13 protein-coding genes are annotated in these 16020 nt (G+C 69.3%); 5 read left to right on the top strand and 8 right to left on the bottom strand.

Annotated features, from left to right (window positions below; translation table 11 throughout):
- The first annotated feature begins 8 nt into the window (after window positions 1–8).
- Window positions 9–998 (top strand): methyltransferase family protein, encoded by a 990-nt coding sequence (locus ACP699_RS05980; RefSeq protein WP_426169976.1) that lies wholly within the window; start codon window positions 9–11, stop codon window positions 996–998.
- Window positions 999–1184: 186 nt separating this feature from the next.
- On the opposite strand, the gene ACP699_RS05975 is transcribed toward ACP699_RS05980, so the two are convergent.
- The 3 genes from ACP699_RS05975 to ACP699_RS05965 all read right to left on the bottom strand — a co-directional run bounded on the left by ACP699_RS05975 (window position 1185) and on the right by ACP699_RS05965 (window position 3292).
- A complete protein-coding gene (locus tag ACP699_RS05975) occupies window positions 1185–2531 on the bottom strand; it encodes an amidohydrolase (RefSeq protein ID WP_426169973.1) in 1347 nt (448 codons plus the stop codon).
- 72 nt (window positions 2532–2603) lie between these two features.
- A complete protein-coding gene (locus ACP699_RS05970) occupies window positions 2604–2927 on the bottom strand; it encodes a DMT family transporter (RefSeq protein ID WP_017828782.1) in 324 nt (107 codons plus the stop codon).
- Window positions 2924–3292, bottom strand: a complete 369-nt coding sequence (locus ACP699_RS05965) for a DMT family transporter (RefSeq protein WP_055864747.1) — start codon at window positions 3290–3292, stop codon at window positions 2924–2926. The genes ACP699_RS05970 and ACP699_RS05965 overlap by 4 nt, the downstream gene beginning before the upstream one ends.
- Before the next feature lie 194 nt (window positions 3293–3486).
- On the opposite strand from ACP699_RS05965, the gene ACP699_RS05960 reads away from it, so the two are divergent.
- Together ACP699_RS05960 and ACP699_RS05955 are read left to right on the top strand one after the other, a co-directional pair.
- Window positions 3487–4935, top strand: a complete 1449-nt coding sequence (locus tag ACP699_RS05960) for a glyceraldehyde-3-phosphate dehydrogenase (RefSeq protein ID WP_055873543.1) — start codon at window positions 3487–3489, stop codon at window positions 4933–4935.
- Window positions 4936–4979: 44 nt separating this feature from the next.
- Window positions 4980–6026 (top strand): winged helix DNA-binding domain-containing protein, encoded by a 1047-nt coding sequence (locus tag ACP699_RS05955; protein ID WP_055873540.1) that lies wholly within the window; start codon window positions 4980–4982, stop codon window positions 6024–6026.
- A 98-nt stretch (window positions 6027–6124) separates the two neighbouring features.
- Here the strand turns inward: ACP699_RS05955 and ACP699_RS05950 are convergent, their stop codons facing one another.
- On the bottom strand, window positions 6125–7567 hold the full coding sequence (locus ACP699_RS05950) for a helix-turn-helix transcriptional regulator (RefSeq protein WP_017828778.1): 1443 nt from the start codon (window positions 7565–7567) through the stop codon (window positions 6125–6127).
- A gap of 112 nt (window positions 7568–7679) precedes the next feature.
- Here ACP699_RS05950 and ACP699_RS05945 point away from each other — a divergent pair, with 112 nt between their 5' ends.
- Window positions 7680–9542, top strand: a complete 1863-nt coding sequence (locus tag ACP699_RS05945) for a phosphoenolpyruvate carboxykinase (GTP) (protein WP_426169966.1) — start codon at window positions 7680–7682, stop codon at window positions 9540–9542.
- A gap of 143 nt (window positions 9543–9685) precedes the next feature.
- On the opposite strand, the gene ACP699_RS05940 is transcribed toward ACP699_RS05945, so the two are convergent.
- The gene (locus tag ACP699_RS05940) at window positions 9686–11572 is read right to left on the bottom strand and encodes an ABC transporter ATP-binding protein (RefSeq protein WP_055873538.1); all 1887 of its coding nucleotides are present in this window, start codon (window positions 11570–11572) and stop codon (window positions 9686–9688) included.
- Between the two features lie 77 nt (window positions 11573–11649).
- Complete coding sequence (locus tag ACP699_RS05935) at window positions 11650–11856, bottom strand: transcriptional regulator (RefSeq protein WP_082531360.1); 207 nt, start codon at window positions 11854–11856, stop codon at window positions 11650–11652.
- A 74-nt stretch (window positions 11857–11930) separates the two neighbouring features.
- On the opposite strand from ACP699_RS05935, the gene ACP699_RS05930 reads away from it, so the two are divergent.
- Window positions 11931–12554 (top strand): HAD-IA family hydrolase, encoded by a 624-nt coding sequence (locus ACP699_RS05930; RefSeq protein ID WP_426169961.1) that lies wholly within the window; start codon window positions 11931–11933, stop codon window positions 12552–12554.
- Between the two features lie 100 nt (window positions 12555–12654).
- On the opposite strand, the gene ACP699_RS05925 is transcribed toward ACP699_RS05930, so the two are convergent.
- Both ACP699_RS05925 and ACP699_RS05920 read right to left on the bottom strand, forming a co-directional pair.
- A complete protein-coding gene (locus ACP699_RS05925; protein ID WP_055864728.1) occupies window positions 12655–14115 on the bottom strand; it encodes an MFS transporter in 1461 nt (486 codons plus the stop codon).
- A 115-nt stretch (window positions 14116–14230) separates the two neighbouring features.
- Window positions 14231–16000: a glycoside hydrolase family 35 protein gene (locus tag ACP699_RS05920; protein WP_426169957.1), complete on the bottom strand. Its 1770-nt coding sequence runs from the start codon at window positions 15998–16000 to the stop codon at window positions 14231–14233.
- Window positions 16001–16020 lie beyond the last annotated feature (20 nt).

Here is a 16020-nt window from a genome sequence, read left to right as displayed (position 1 = left end):
GCTCGTTCATGACTGACATTCCCACCGCCGATGCGGCGCGGATCCTCGACATCGCCACCGGCTACATGGCCTCCAAGCAGCTCTTCCAGGCCAGCCGGATCGGGCTGTTCGCCGCGGTGGCCGACGGGGCCGACACGGCGGGCGAGATCGCCGAGCGGTGCGGGGTCAGCGAGCGCATCGCGGCGCTGCTGGCCGACGCCATGGCCGCGAAGGGTCTGCTGATCCGCGCCGCGGGGCGCTATGAGCTCGCCGACGCCGCCGCCGCGTACCTCGTCGGCGAGGAGGCAGCGATCGACCTCGCGCCGTTCCTCACCTTCCTCGACGAGATCAGCTACCCGCACTGGCTGCAGTTCGCGCACACGGTCGACACCACCGAGCCGGGCGATCTGCAGATGGACGACGCCCGCTGGGCGACCTTCATGGCGGGCGTCATGACGTACAACCGCCTGCACGCGCAGGAGTTCGGTCGTCTCGTCGACCTCGAAGGCGCGACCAGGGCACTCGACTTCGGTGGGCTCTCCGCCGAGTTCGCGCTGTCGGTCATGGCGAAGAACCCCGCGTTGCGGACGACCTTCCTCTACGCCCCCGGCTTCGAAGACGGCATCGTCGAGGCGGTGGCGGCCGCCGGGATGCACGATCGTGCCGCGGTCGAGGTCGGTGGCACCGCGACCACCGCACCGGAAGGCGAGTACGACGTGGTGTTCGCCAACCACGTCATCCACCGCTTCTCCGCGCAGGAGAACGCGCAGATCTTCCGCAACCTGCGCGCGGCTGCCGTCGAGGGGGCGACCCTGACCGTGCTCGACTTCTTCCTGGACGAGGATGCGGAGCAGCGCGGCCTCGACGCGCTGCACGCGGGGGAGTACCTGGTGATCGACGGCACCGTCGTGTACCCCGAGGCGGAGGTGCGCGGATGGCTCGCCGACGCCGGGTGGTCGGTGCGCGACAAGGTGGCCCTGCCCGGCAGCCCGCGGGTGCTCGTGGCGACCGCGGTGTGAGACTCGCCCCGGCATCGGACGCGATCCGGTGCCGGGGCACACGACTGGTCCGAGGGGGATCAGAGGCGGGCGGCATGTGAGAGCATGCCGCCCGCCGTTTTCGTGTGCGACCCCTCGGCGAGGTGTGGGCAGGCCGGTCGGCCGCGGGGCGGTTGGCCGCGGGGCGGTTGGTCGCGGGTGGGCCGGTCAGTCGCGGGTGAAGACCGTGCGCCCGTCGACGATCGTGCGGGCGACCCCGATCGTCGCGAAGTCGCGGCCGGGGGTCAGCGGGTCCTCATCGAGCACCGTGAGATCGGCGACCCTGCCGACCTCCAGCGACCCCTTCCACGCGGAGGCGCCGTCCTGTCGGGCGGCCTCGACGGTCATGGACCGCAGCAGCCGGTTCCTGCTCTGCGCGTCGTCGGCGATCCCTGCAGCGGTGAGGAGGGCGAGGGAGGCATCGAGCCCGAGTCGCCAATCCGGGCTGGCGATGGGGGAGTCGCTGGTGACCGTGGTCAGGGCGTCGGAGGTCAGCATCTCGGCGAGCGGCCAGGCGGTGGCGAGCCGGGCCTCTCCGAGCTGCACCGCTGCCCAGGAGTGCGTGTGCGCCGCGATCAGCGGCTGCACGGCGAACCCCGCACCGATCCGCCCCATCCGGGCGATCTGCGCGGTCGTTGCGAGGTCGCCGTGCACGACGTAGTGCGGCCCCGCCGGCGTGGGGTGATCGCCGTGCCGTCGCTCCAGCACGGACAGGAACTCGGCGATCGAGCGGTCTCCCGTCGCATGCACGGCGATCTGCATTCCGCGAGCCGAGGCGAGTTCGAGCATGCGTCGGAAGGCGGTGCGGGCGTCGGGTTCGCCACGGGTGAGCAGGCCGCCCGTCGTGCCGTCGGCATAGGGCTCATCGACCCAGGCGGTCGCCAGGGGTGGGATGCCGTCGGCGAAGATCTTCACTCCGGGGACCGCGAGCCACCGGGCATCCGAGGCGGGGGGAGGGGTGCGGATGCCTCTCTCGAAGTCGGCGAGGGTGCTCTCCCCGTCGATCGTGCCGAACAGCCGCAGCAGGGTCACGCGGGAGGTCTGCGCGCGTTCGCGGTGCAGCTCGAGATAGGTGTCGAGCATGTCGGAGCCGAAGCATCCCGTCTCGCCGTCATCCTCGCCGGGGCCGATCCCGGGTTCCGTGTAGCTGGTGATGCCCAGTTCGGCCAGCAGCGCCCACGCCCGCCGCAGCGCTGTGCGGCGCTCTCCTGCGCTCGACACGAGCCGCCCGGATGGCTGCTCCTCGGGGGGAGTGTCGGAGAAGAAGAGGTGGGGCCACCGTGCGCCCAACCATGCGGCGTGCAGGTGGGCGTCGTTGATGCCGGGGATCACCGTGCGTCCATCCAGCTCGACCACGGCGCGGGCATCGAGGGATTCCGCATCGTCGCCTCGGGCGATGATCACCCCGTCACGGACGGCGAGAGCTCCGACGATCGCATCCGAGGGGTCGAGGGTGTGGATGCGGCCGCCGCGGATGATCAGATCGGCCTCGTCGCCGTGGAGTGACTGTGTCATTATTCCACCAGTGTAGACGTAAAATGACGACGAAGAGGAGCAGCTCGAGCAGACGCCGACGAGGGCTGGTGATCAGTGTCCGCCGCCGAACTCGATCATCCCCACCCCGACGGCGATCAGCGCGACCCCGACGGCCATCATGGCCGAGAAGTGGTCCTTGAAGATCACCCGCCCCAGCACCGCGGTCAGCGCGACACCGGCCGCTGCCCAGATGCCGTAGGCGACGCCCACGGGCATCCCCAGCGCGAGGATCGTGCCCAGCAGCGTGAACGCGGCGAGATAGCCCACGACGATCACGGGGATCCAGCGGCGCCGGCGCAGGCCTTCGGAGGCGCGCAGGCTCAGCGTCGCGGTGACCTCGCTGGCGATCGCGAGGGCGAGGAGCAGCCAGGTCATGGGGTGACCTCCTTCGCCTCACGCGTGTGCGAGCCGAGCTCGACGAGCAGCACGCCGATCACGATCACGCCGACGCCGATGATCTGCACCGGGCCCAGCAGCTCGCCGAACAGCACGGTGCCGAACACGGCGGTGAGCACGACTCCGATCGCCGACCAGATACCGTACGCCACACCCACGGCCATGCCGCGATCGAGCACGACGGACAGCAGCCACAGCGAGCCGGAGTAGCCGATGACCACGACGATCAGCCAGAGCGGGTGGGTGAAGCCCTCGGCCGCGCGCAGCGAGAGGGTCGCGGTGACCTCGAGCGCGATCGCGAGCAGCAGGGGCGGCCACGCCGAGCGGCGAGGGTGATCTGTCATCGGCGGCCTTTCATCGAGCATCCGACGAAGAGAACGCACGCGCGGCGCGCGGGATTCCCGCCGGCGACCGGGCACCGTCGACGTCCCGATTCGGCACGCGTTCCCGCGACTTGTACGCTGGATGCATCCCCCGATTCACCCGGCAACCCGCGCGCCGGCGATCTCGGCGCGCGCTCACACATGCAAGGACGCAGATGAACGATTCCGCGGCACACCGCGACGACTGGACTGAGAGCGAAGAGCTGGCGGAGCGGATGATCCCGCTCATCGGGGCGCTCCGACGCGAACACGACGTGGTCACCTCTCTCCACGGGCACCGGCTGCTCGGCCTGTCGGCGACCGGCCTCGTCGAAGTGCACGAGCGCGTCGCGCAGCTCGGGCATGAGCGGCTCCCGATCGAAGACAGCCTCGCCGTGCTGGAAGCGATCCATGCACTTGCTCCCGGCGCCTCCTCCCTCGACGTCGCCCGGCTCGTCGCCGGGCACGCCGAGAGCGGGCAGCCGCTGGAGACCTACCTCGCCGAGGTGCTCGCGCCCGCCATGGGAGCCGTCGCCGCCGAACCCACCGACGTCGTCCTCTACGGCTTCGGACGCATCGGTCGCCTCCTCGCCCGCATCCTCATCGCCCACACCGGCGGAGGCAGCGGACTGCGTCTGCGCGCCATCGTCGTCCGCCGCGGCGCCGAGAACGACCTCGTCAAGCGCGCATCCCTGCTGCTGCGCGACTCCGTGCACGGTCGGTTCGCCGGGTCGGTCACCGTCGACGAGGAAGCCGAGCAGATCATCGCGAACGGCACCCGCATCCAGGTGATCTACTCCGACGACCCCGCGACCATCGACTACACCGCCCACGGCATCCACGACGCGATCGTCGTCGACAACACCGGGCGCTGGCGCGACGAAGCCGGCCTCTCGCAGCACCTGCGTTCCAAGGGCGTCGCCCGTGTGCTGCTCACCGCGCCGGGGAAGAGCCCCCTCAAGAACATCGTCCACGGGATCAACGACGATACGATCGCCGACACCGACCGCATCCTCTCGGCCGCATCCTGCACGACCAACGCCATCACGCCCGTGCTGGCGGCGATCGACGAGGCGTACGGCGTCGTCAAGGGGCACGTCGAGACCGTGCACTCGTTCACGAACGACCAGAACCTGATCGACAACTTCCACAAGGGCGACCGTCGCGGACGCTCGGCGGTGCTCAACATGGTCATCACTGAGACGGGGGCCGCGAAGGCGGTCGCCAAGGCGCTCCCGCAGCTGGAGGGCAAGCTCACCGGCAGCTCGATCCGCGTTCCCACCCCCGACGTCTCGCTCGCCGTGCTGCACCTGACGATCGCGCGCCCCGCCACGAAGGACCAGGTCAACGACTACCTGCGCCGCGTGTCGCTGCACTCGAAGCTTCGTCAGCAGATCGACTACGTCGAGAGCCCCGACGTGGTCTCCACCGACTTCGTCGGCTCCCACCGGGCGGGCATCGTCGACGGCCTCGCCACGATCGCCGACGAGGACACCCTCATCCTCTACGTCTGGTACGACAACGAGTTCGGGTACTCCTGCCAGGTCATCCGCGTGCTCGAGGTCATGGCGGGCTCGCACCCGATCGTGCTCCCCGAACGTCCAGAGGTCACCCTGCAGGGCTGACGCGATCCGTGCGCCGGGTCGGTGGCGCCCGGCATGATGAGGTCATGAAGACCGCGACCCTGCTCGCCGAGCGCCTCCGATCGCACCGGCTCACGGCGCCGGCACGCACCGTGACGGATGCCGCGCATCACATGCTCGCCGTGCAGAGTCAGGACTTCACGGCCGGACGATGGGCGCTCGCCGTCCGCACCGCGAACCCGGTGCGGCTGCGCGACGTCGACCGCGCCTTCGACCGCGGTGACATCGTGCGCGGCTGGACCATGCGCGGCACACTGCACACGGTTCCCGCGCGCGACCTCGGCTGGATGCTCCAGGTCACCGCCGGGCGGCAGCGTCAGCAGGCGGCCTCCCGACACCGCGACCTCGGCATCGACGACGACATGGTCGTCGCGGCCGTCAGGGCACTGACCCCGGCGCTGCGCGACGGCGGGTGCACCCGTGCCGAGGTGTTCGAGATCCTCGAGGGCATCGGCATCGATCCCGCGGGCCAGCGCGGCATCCATCTGCTGTTCACCCTCACGATCGACGGCCTGATCTGCCAGGGACCCGTCGTCCCGCGGGAAGGTGTCACCCGCGAGCAGCGTTTCGTGCTCGTGGAGGAACACATCCGCGAGCACGCCGTCCCCGACGATCCGCTCGCCGAGTTGTTCGTCCGCTACATCGACGGACACGGCCCCGCCGCGATCGCCGACTTCGCCTGGTGGTCGGGGCTCACCCTCGGCCAGGCGCGCGAGGCGGCCGCGCGGGCGGCCGAGAGGGTGGAGGACCTCGGCGACGGACTCTTCGCGCCCCGCCGGCGCCCTCGACGCACGACCGGGGCGCCGTCCGTCCACGCCCTCGGCGCGTTCGACGAGTACTACATCTCCTACGCCGACCGCACGACCGTCTGCGCGCAGGAGCATCTCGCAGCCGTCGGCCCCGGCAAGAACGGGATGGTGCGTCCGACCCTCGTCGAGCAGGGGCGCGTGATCGGCACCTGGTCGCACGCGGGCGCGACACGCGACGCTCCGCCCGCGCTGTTCGAGCGGCCGGAGGATCCCGCCGCGGTGGCCGCCGCCCTCGCCCGGTTCGCCGCGTTCGCCGACGACTGAGCCGGCGCGGCATCCTCGCGCCTCGGCGCCCGCTCCTGCTCCGCCGCGGCGCCCGCTCCCGCCTCGGCGCGCGCTCCTGCCTCGACCGGCCGCCGCGACTACTCGCTCGCGTGGCGTGCGAGGAAGTTGTAGACCTCGTTGTCGTCGACACCGGGGAACGCGCCGCGGGGGAGCGGGGAGAACATGTGGGTGTGCACGCGTGCGCTCGGCCAGGCCCGTCCGCTCCAACGGTCGCTCAGCTCGGCCGAGGGGCGTCGGCAGCACGACTCGTCGGGGCAGGTCGACACGGCCCTGTCGCCGGTCTCGCGTCCACGCCACCATCGTGCGTCGTCGAAGGGCACGCCGACGGTCACCGAGAACTCGCCGTCGCTCGACGAGCCGGTCTGGGTGGAGCACCAGAACGTGCCGGAGGGGGTGTCGGTGTACTGATGGTGCTCGACCGTGCGGTTCTGCTGCGTGAACGCCGCGCGCGCCTGGAACTTCCGGCACACCCGCTGTCCCTCGACCGCGCCCGTCACATCCATCGGCAGCGGCAGGTCGTCGTTCTCGTACACGCGGGTGATGGCGCCGGTGGAGTCGACGCGCAGGAAATGCAGCGCCATGCCGAGGTGCTGCGTCAGCAGGTTGGTCATGCGCATGCCCGCCGCCTCGTGCGTCACGCCGAAGCCGTCCCGGAAGTCCTCGACCGCGAGGTTGCGATCCTTCTTCGCCTGCTGCAGGAACGCGACCGATGCGGTCTCCGGCATCAGGCAGCACGCGGCGAAGTAGTTGATCTCGAGGCGCTGCTGCAGGAAGTCGGCGTAGTCGGTGGGCGGGGCGTGCCCGAGCAGGCGGTGCGCCATGGCCTGCAGCGCCATCGACCGCAGACCGTGACCGCCGGGGATCGAGGCCGGCGGCAGGTAGATGCGTCCGTTCTCGAGGTCGGTGACCGATCGGGTCGAATGGGGGAGGTCGTTGACGTAGATCAGCTCGAATCCGAGCTTCTCGGCCATGATGCTCACGGTGCGGTGCGTGAGAGCGCCCTGCACGTGTCCCGCGGCCTTGAGGTGCTTCTCGGCGAGCTTCTCGATCTCGGGGAGGTAGTTGTTCTGCGCGCGCATCCGCAGCCGCAGCTCGGTGTTCGCGCGCCGCGCCTCCTCCGGTGTGGCGATGGCCTCGCGTTCGCGACGCTCCAGCTCCCGGTGCAGGCCGAGGACCGATTCGATGGTCTCGTCGCTCATGCCCTTGGTCACGCGCACGGGCGCGACGCCGAGCTGGCGGAAGACCGGGCTCTCCTGCGCGCGTTCCAGGGCGATCTCGAGAGCGGCACGGCGGTTCGGCGGCTCCCCGGAGATGAGATCGGTCACCTCCGTCTTGGTCGCCTGGGCGATCGCCTGCAGCAGCGAGAGCTTGGGCTCGCGCTTGCCGTTCTCGATCAGGCTCAGCTGCGAACCGGCGACGCCGACGAGAGCACCGAGCTCGTCGAGCGTGAACCCGTTCTCCAACCGGTGGTGACGGATGCGGTGGCCGAGAGTCGTGAGGTGGATGCCGGAGGACGCCATTCCTTGAGTCTAGCGAAAGAATTGAAGTTCTTATCGCTCGAAATGGCCGAAAGTCGCGCTCGAACCGGAAGAAGATAGGTGCAACGCCCCACACTTCAAAGGAGCACACGTCATGGCTATCGCCGAAGTCTTCACCCCCCGCACGTCTCCCGTCGCACAGACGCGTACGTTCGGCGCGGCTCCGACGTATGACACCCCCGCGATGGCCGAGCTGGCCGCCTGGGTCGAGGAGATCCGCGCACTCACCCAGCCCGACGCGGTGCACTGGGTCGACGGCTCGCCCGCCGAGAACGACTGGCTCCTGCGCGGACTCGTCGACGAGGGCAAGCTGATCAAGCTCAACCCCGAATGGCGCCCCGGTTCCTACCTCGCCCGTTCGCACCCCAGCGACGTCGCCCGCACCGAGGGACGCACCTTCATCTCCTCCGAGCGCGAAGAGGACGCGGGCCCCACGAACAACTGGGCGGCCCCCGCCGAGATGCACGCCAAGATGGACGAGATCTTCGAGGGATCGATGCGCGGCCGCACGATGTACGTCGTGCCGTTCTCGATGGGACGCGTCGGCGGCCCGCTCTCGCACATCGGTGTCCAGATCACCGACAGCGCCTACGCGGTCGCCTCGATCGGCATCATGACCCGCGTCGGCGATGCCGTCACGCGTCAGATCGCCGAGGGTGCGCCGTGGGTCAAGACCGTGCACTCGGTCGGTGCTCCGCTCGCACCGGGCGAGCAGGATGCCGAGTGGCCCTGCAACAACGACAAGTACATCGTGCACTTCCCCGAGACGCTCGAGGTCTACTCCTACGGCTCGGGCTACGGCGGCAACGCGATCCTGGCCAAGAAGTGCTTCGCGCTGCGCATCGCCTCGGTGATCGCCCGCGACGAGGGCTGGCTCGCCGAGCACATGCTGCTCATCCGCGTGATCGACCCCCAGGGCAAGGCGTACCACGTGGCTGCGGCCTTCCCGTCGGCCTGCGGGAAGACGAACCTCGCGATGCTCCGCCCGACCATCCCCGGCTGGCGCGTCGAGACCCTCGGTGACGACATCGCCTGGATCCGTCCGGGCGAAGACGGCCGCATGTGGGCCATCAACCCTGAGGCCGGCTTCTTCGGCGTCGCACCCGGCACCGGCGAGTCGACCAACGTCACCGCGGTCGAGACGCTGTGGGGCAACACGATCTTCACCAACGTCGCGCTCCGCCCCGACGGCGACGTGTGGTGGGAGGGTCTGACCGACGAGGCGCCCGCGCACCTGATCGACTGGGAGGGCAACGACTGGACCCCCGAGTCCGGCCGACCGGCCGCGCACCCCAACTCCCGCTTCACGGTGTCGGCGGCGCAGTGCCCGCAGATCTCCGAGGACTGGGAAGAGGCCGTGCCGCTCGACGTCATCCTGTTCGGCGGGCGCCGCGCCAGCAACGTCCCGCTCGTGGTCGAGGCCACCGACTGGACGCACGGCGTCTTCCTCGGCTCGAACATCTCGTCCGAGCGCACCGCTGCCGCTGAGGGAACCGTGGGGGAGCTGCGCCGCGACCCGTTCGCGATGCTGCCCTTCTGCGGCTACAACATGGCGGACTACTTCGGTCACTGGCTCAAGGTCGGTCGCGGTCTTCGCTTCGACCGGGCGCCGCGCATCTTCCAGGTGAACTGGTTCCGCCGCGGTGCCGACGGCCGGTTCCTGTGGCCGGGCTTCGGCGACAACTCGCGTGTCGTCGACTGGATCATCCGCCGCATCGCGGGCGATGTCTCCGCGGTCGACAGCCCGATCGGACGCCTGCCGCGCGTGGAGGACCTCAACCTCGACGGACTCGACATCCCCGCCGCCGACCTCGACGAGCTGTTCTCCGTCGATGCCGAGGCGTGGAAGACCGAGGCCGACCTGACCGAGGCGTTCTACGACACCTTCGGTGACAAGGTTCCCGCGGCCCTGCGCGCCGAGCTGGCCTCGCTGCGCTACCGCCTCGACAAGGCGTAACCCCAGACCGGTGCCGGTTCGGGGGAGCCGGCACCCTCAGGGCTCCGTGCCCTGCAGACCCGCGAAGGCGGGACATCAGAGACGAACCCATGGCTGAGTGGTCTCCGACGTCCCGCCTTCGTGTTGCCCGGGAACGGGTGGCGTCAGGCGAGCAGCTGGTGACGTGCGAGGTCGCGGTACAGCGGCGTCGATTCCACGAGCTCGGTGTGCGTACCCTGGCCGACCACGACGCCGTCCTGCAGCACCACGATCAGGTCGCTGTCGACGACGGTCGAGAGGCGGTGCGCGATCACGATGAGCGTGCGGTCGGTGGATACCGCGTCGATGGCCTCGCGCATGCGTTGCTCGTTCACGCCGTCGAGTGATGACGTGGACTCGTCGAGCAGCAGGATCGGGGCGTCGGTGAGCAGGGCGCGGGCGATCGCGAGACGCTGACGCTCACCACCGGAGAGCATCACGCCGTCCTCGCCCACCGGTGCCTCGATGCCGAGCGGGTTGCGCTCCAGCACGTCGCCCAGGTTCACGGCGCGCAGCACTCGTTCGCAGTCGGCGTCCGTCGCTTCGGGGGAGGCGAGCCGCAGGTTCTCGGCGAGTGTGCCGGCCAGCGTCGGCGCATCCTGTTCGACGTAGCCGAAGTGGGCGCGGAGCTCGTCGCGCGGGTAGGTGCGCGCGTCGTGACCGTGCAGGCGGATCGATCCGCCCGTGGGGTCGTAGAAGCGCTCGATCAGCGACAGGATCGTGCTCTTGCCCGCACCGCTGGGGCCGACCAGCGCGACGCGGGAGCCGTGCGGCACGGCGAAGGAGACCCCGCGCAGCACTTCGTGGTCCTGGGCGGCCGGCGCGGCATCCTCTGCCGATTCCAGGTGCGCGTCGGCGAGCAGATTCCGTGCTTCCTTGGCGGCGGCCTGACGCGCGGCCACGACGTTCGCGGGGTAGTGGAAGCGCACGTCGCGGAATTCGATCGCCGGCGCATCCGGTGCTGCCGTCTCACGGGGCAGCGACGCGGCGATCTTCTCATCGTCCTGCGACTCGGTGGGCAGGTCGAGCACCTCCTGGATGCGTCCGAGCGCCCCGAGGGCCTGGTTCACCGAGGTGATCGCTCCGAACGTCGTGGCCAGCGGCATCACGAGCAGGAACAGGAACATGATGAACGAGATCAGCGAGGCGATCGTGATGGCTCCTGCGGCCACGCGGAATCCGCCCACGCCGAGGACGACGAGCAGCGACAGCTGCAGGGCGATGCCGGAGACGGGCACGACCATCGAGGAGATCTTGGCGATGCGCACGCCGATGCCGTAGGCGTCGGAGGCGAGCTCGGACACCGCGGTGGTCTCGCGCTCGGTCGCACCAGACGCGCGAATGGTGCGGATCGAGCCCACGGCGCGTTCGACACCGGAGGCCAGCTCGCCCACCTTCTCCTGCTGCGCGGTCGATGCGGTGCGGATGCGCCCGCTGAGCAGCACGACCACCGCGACCGAGATGCCGATCACCACGACGATGAGCAGCAGCAGGATGGGATCGATCACGAGCATCGCGATGAGCGCGCCGAGGAAGAGCACGGCGCTGCCGACCGCGTCTGCGAGGCCCTGGGTGAGCACAGCGTAGAGCAGGGTCGTGTCGGTGCCCACGCGCGAGACGAGGTCGCCGGTGCGGCGGGCATCGAACTCCGACGTGGGCAGATGCAGGATGCGGGCGATCAGCTTGCGGCGGCTCGAGTACACGACCGCGGTGCCCGTGCGCTGGAGGAGGTAGTGCTGGAAGCCGGAGATGACAGACGACACGACCACGAAGCCCACGAGCAGCCACACGAGGATCCCGATGCCGGTGTCGGACTGCACCGCCTCGATGACCTGACCCACGAGCAACGGCTGCACGAGCGACGTCGCCGCGCCGATGACGCTGAGCACGGCGACCACGATCAGGGTGCGCTTGTGCTCGAAGAGGAAGGGGAGGAGCTGGCGGAAGGTGGCGCGGGGGCCTTCGGGCTGTGCGCCACGTCCGCGGCGGCGTGCTGTCGCCGAACCGGACATGCGGGACCTCTATCTGGAGATGGTACTTCGACCGTACTTCGTTTGCGGTCGAATCCTATGGAGGAGCTGAACGCGGCTCAGGAGTGGCCGAAGCGACGGTGCGCCGCCTGCTTGCTCACGCCGAGAGCGCTGGCGATCGCCTGCCACGAATAGCCGAGGTTGCGTGCGCGGCGCACGTTCGCCTCTTCGGCGCGGGCGACCTCCTTGCGCACTTCGGCGAGGCGGTGCAGCGCGGCCAGGGGCTCGCCCCCGTCCTCTTGTGCGATCGCGGTCGGCATTGTCATGATGCACCTCCTTCGTCAATACTCGTTGACGGACTCGGAGATGTCAATACATGTTGACGTGGCAGTCTGGGGTCATGTCGACGAAGAAGTGGATCCTGTTCGATATCGGTGGAGTTCTGGAGGCCGTCGACGACGACGCGTGGCAGCAGGAGTGGTGGGAGCGTTGGCGCGCGGTGAGCGGCCTCGACACGGCGGCGTTCGATGCGCGGATCGCGGGCGCCGAACTTCCCGCGATCGATGTCATCGTCGGCACGGAGCCCGCGTTCTGGGCTGCGGTTGGCGCCGCCCTCGAACTCGACGATGAGCAGTGCGCGGCCATGCGCGCGGACTTCTGGGATGCGTACTGCGGCACCGGGAATGTCGAGCTGATCGACTACGCGCGAACGCTCTCGTCACGCGCGGGGACCGCGATCCTCTCCAACTCCGCCGATGGCGCGCGCGAGGAGGAGGAGCGGCGCTTCGGGTTCTCCGAGGTGTTCGATCCGATCTGCTACAGCCACGAACAGGGCGTGAACAAGCCGCACCGTGACGCCTACCTGCAGGCGCTGCGTCTGATGGACGCGCAACCCGCGCAGGTGCTCTTCATCGACGATCGCCCGTCGTCGGTCGACGGGGCCGAGGCGGTCGGCATCCGCGCCGTGCGGCACCTCGACAACGCCACCACGATCGCGGCTATCGAGAAGTTCCTCGCCGACTGAACGCGATCGCGAGCGATCCCTGCCCGCGCGATCCCTGCCGACGACGCGAGGGCACCCCATCGGGAGACGGGGTGCCCTCGCGCTGCGGAGGAGTCGCGGGCTACAGTTCGACGGCCGCCGCGACGCCGAGGTCGTCGTCGTAGTCGTGGTCCTTGGTCTCCGGGCTGAGGAGGAGCGCGATGAAGGTCAGCACACCCATCGCCGACAGATACAGGCCCACCAGCCACGGAGCGCCGTCACCGAGCGACCACAGCCAGAGCGCGATCAGCGGCGCCACGGCCGCGCCCAGGATCGACGACACGTTGTACGCGATCGCCGAGCCGGTGTACCTGACGTTGGTCGGGAACAGCTCGGGCAGCAGAGCGCCCATCGGGCCGAACGTTGCTCCCATCAGCATGAAGCCGAACACCAGGAAGGCCTGTGCGAGCGCACCGGTGAACTTCGGGTCGGCGGCAGGGAGCAGGAACGTGTTGAACGTGAAGCCGAACACGATGATCACACCTGTGACCCACAGCAGGAGCTTGCGTCGTCCGATCGCGTCGGCGATGGGGCCGGAGAGCAGCGTGAAGATGCCGAAGAACACGACGCCGATGATCTGCATCAGCACGAAGTCGGTGTAGCCGAAGCCGAGGCCGGGATAGAACTGGGCCGCGAACTTGGTCGGGTCGAACGGGGCGCCCGTCGCCTCTGCCGCGGCCTTCGCTGCGGCCGATGCCGTCTCCAGCGATGCGGGCTTGGTGCCGTAGGCGAGGGTGAAGTTCGTCATCAGATAGAACAGCACGTAGGTCGCCAGCATGATGAACGTGCCGAGGATGAGCTGCTTCCAGTGGTGACGGAAGACGGTCGCGAGCGGGAGCTTGCGGATCACGCCCTTCGTCTCGGCCTTCTTGAAGGTGTCGGACTCGACGAGCTTCAGTCGCACCCACAGCCCGATGATGACCATCACGGCCGAGAACAGGAACGGGATGCGCCAGCCCCAGGAGAGGAACGCCTCGGACTTCAGCACCGGGTTCTCGGCATGCGGCAGCAGCCAGTTGATGGCGAGGAAGAGGAAGTTCGCGATGATGAAGCCCAGCGGTGCACCCAGCTGCGGGAAGGTGCCGTACCAGGCGCGCTTGCCCTTCGGGGCGTTCTCGGTGGCGACCAGCGCCGCACCCGACCATTCGCCGCCGAGCGCGAAGCCCTGCGCGAGCCGGAGGATCAGCAGCAGGAGTGCCGCCCACCATCCGATGTCCTGGTACGTCGGCAGCAGGCCGATGACGAAGGTCGCGATGCCCATCGTCAGCAGCGAGGCCACCAGCGTGGCTTTGCGCCCGAACTTGTCGCCGAAGTGGCCGAACACCACGGCGCCGATGGGGCGGGCGACCATCGCGGCGCCGAACACCGCGAACGACGACAGGAGCGAGGTGGTGTCGTTCCCGGTGGGGAAGAACAGCACCGGGAACACGAGTACGGCAGCCGTGGCATACGCGTAGAAGTCGTAGAACTCGATCGTGGTGCCGACCAGGCTCGCGGTGATGACGCGCGAGCGAGGATTCGCGGGCGCAGTGGCAGTACTCATGGAACTCCTCCGATCGAGTCCCCGGTATACCAAGGGACTCGGGCGAGTTTACGCCTTCCTGAGTGTTTGCTGTGCGCGCTTTTCGCGTGTCATCCGGGCGGGCACCTCCGCGGTGCTATTCCTCCGTGTCGCCGAGCGAAGGGGCACCGACGAAGACGGCGCGCGGCTCCACGACGTTCTCGAGTTCCAGCACGACCAGACGGTTCGCCCCCTCTCTCGTGGCGGGTGCGGGCACGGAGAGCGTGCGCTGCGGACCGTTGCGCCAATAGCGGCCGAGGAAGAAACCGTTCACGAACGCGTAGCCCTTGCTCCAGGCCATGGTGTCGAGGACGAGGTCCGTCGGTGCATCCAGGGTGAACGAGCTGGTCCACGCGGCCGGGCCCGTTTTGAGGACATCGGCGGCGTCGGCACCGGCAGGGGCATCGAACTCGGTATCGATCTCGGCGTCGACCTCCGCGGCGATCGCTGCGACATCCAACGGCGTCGAGCGCCAGCCCGTCACCGGCGCGCCGTCGAGGGTGATCTCGCCGATCAGACCCTTCTCCTCGCCGAGGCGGTGGTCGTAGTTCACCCGACCCTGATCCTCGACCAGGATGCTGAGGGTCCGGCCGTCCGGGATCCGGATCGCCCGGTCGTGCCGGGTGCGCGAGAGCGTGCCGACCACGCGGTCGTCGACGCTCACCCACGCCAGATCGCGCACCTCGTCGACGACGAGCAATCCGCCGCGTGCATCCCTCAGCTCGGTGTCGTAGCGCACGAGGGCGCTGAGGTGGCCGAGCGCGTCGAAGGTCTCGGGCTGCGCGGTCGTCGACGCAGGACCCGCGAGGTCCGTCCAGGCGCCCGCGCGCGTGAGCGGAACTTCGAACGCGGGCGCTGCCTCGGCCGCAGCCGGAAGCTCATCCGGCACCGGCGCATACCGGGCGATGACCTCGCGGAAGGCGAAGAACTTCTCCGTGGGGTTGCCGGCCTCGTCGAGCGGGGCGTCGTAGTCGTAGGAGGTCACCAGCGGCAGATAGCGACCCTTGTGGTTCGCGCCGTTGGTCAGCGCGAAGTTGGTGCCGCCGTGGAACATGTAGATGTTGACCGAAGCACCGGCCGCCAGCAGCTCGTCGAGGTCGGCGGCGGCCGTGGCGACATCGGTGGTGTGATGCACGCCGCCCCACCAGTCGAACCAGCCGTCCCAGAACTCCGAGCACATCAGCGGACCGGTGCTCTGGTGCCGGCGCAGGGTCGCCAGCCGTTCCGCGCTGCGGGAGCCGAACGACCCGGTCTTGTGCAGCTCGGGGAGGCTGCCGTCGCTCAGCATCTGATCGACGGGCTGATCGACGGTCGTCAGCGGAACGGTGATCCCGGCATCGCGGGTGACGGCGACCAGAGCCTCGAGATAGGCCCGGTCGGATCCGTAGGCGCCGTACTCGTTCTCGATCTGCACCAGCACGACGGGGCCGCCCCGATCGATCTGCCGCGGAGCGACGATGTCGTACACGCGGCGCAGGTAGGCGCTCACCTCGACGAGGAAGTCGGCAGCGGAGGAGCGCAGCCCCTCGACGCTCCCCGTCAGCCACACCGGAAGGCCCCCGTTGTGCCACTCGGCACAGATGTAGGGGCCGGGTCGCACGATCGCATCGAGACCCTCGGCGTGGACCAGGTCGAGGAAGCGTCCGAGGTCGTTCCATCCGCTCGCGTCCCACTCACCGCGTCGCGGTTCGTGCGCGTTCCAGGCGACGTAGGTCTCGATCGTGTTCAGCCCCATCAACCGGGCCTTGCGGATGCGGTCCTGCCACTGGTCGGGGTGTACGCGGAAGTAATGGATGGCGCCGGAGATCACCTGATGCGGCTGTCCGTCGCGGAGGAAGTCGGTGTCGCCGAGGGAGAAGGATGTCACGTGTCGTGGTGCTTTCGATG

The organism is Microbacterium sp. DWRC1-3 (genome assembly GCF_049896645.1).
GTDB classification, from domain to species: Bacteria; Actinomycetota; Actinomycetes; order Actinomycetales; family Microbacteriaceae; genus Microbacterium; species Microbacterium maritypicum.
Note: the sequence above shows the minus strand (reverse complement) of the source record. Positions and strands in the feature narration are given on the sequence as shown.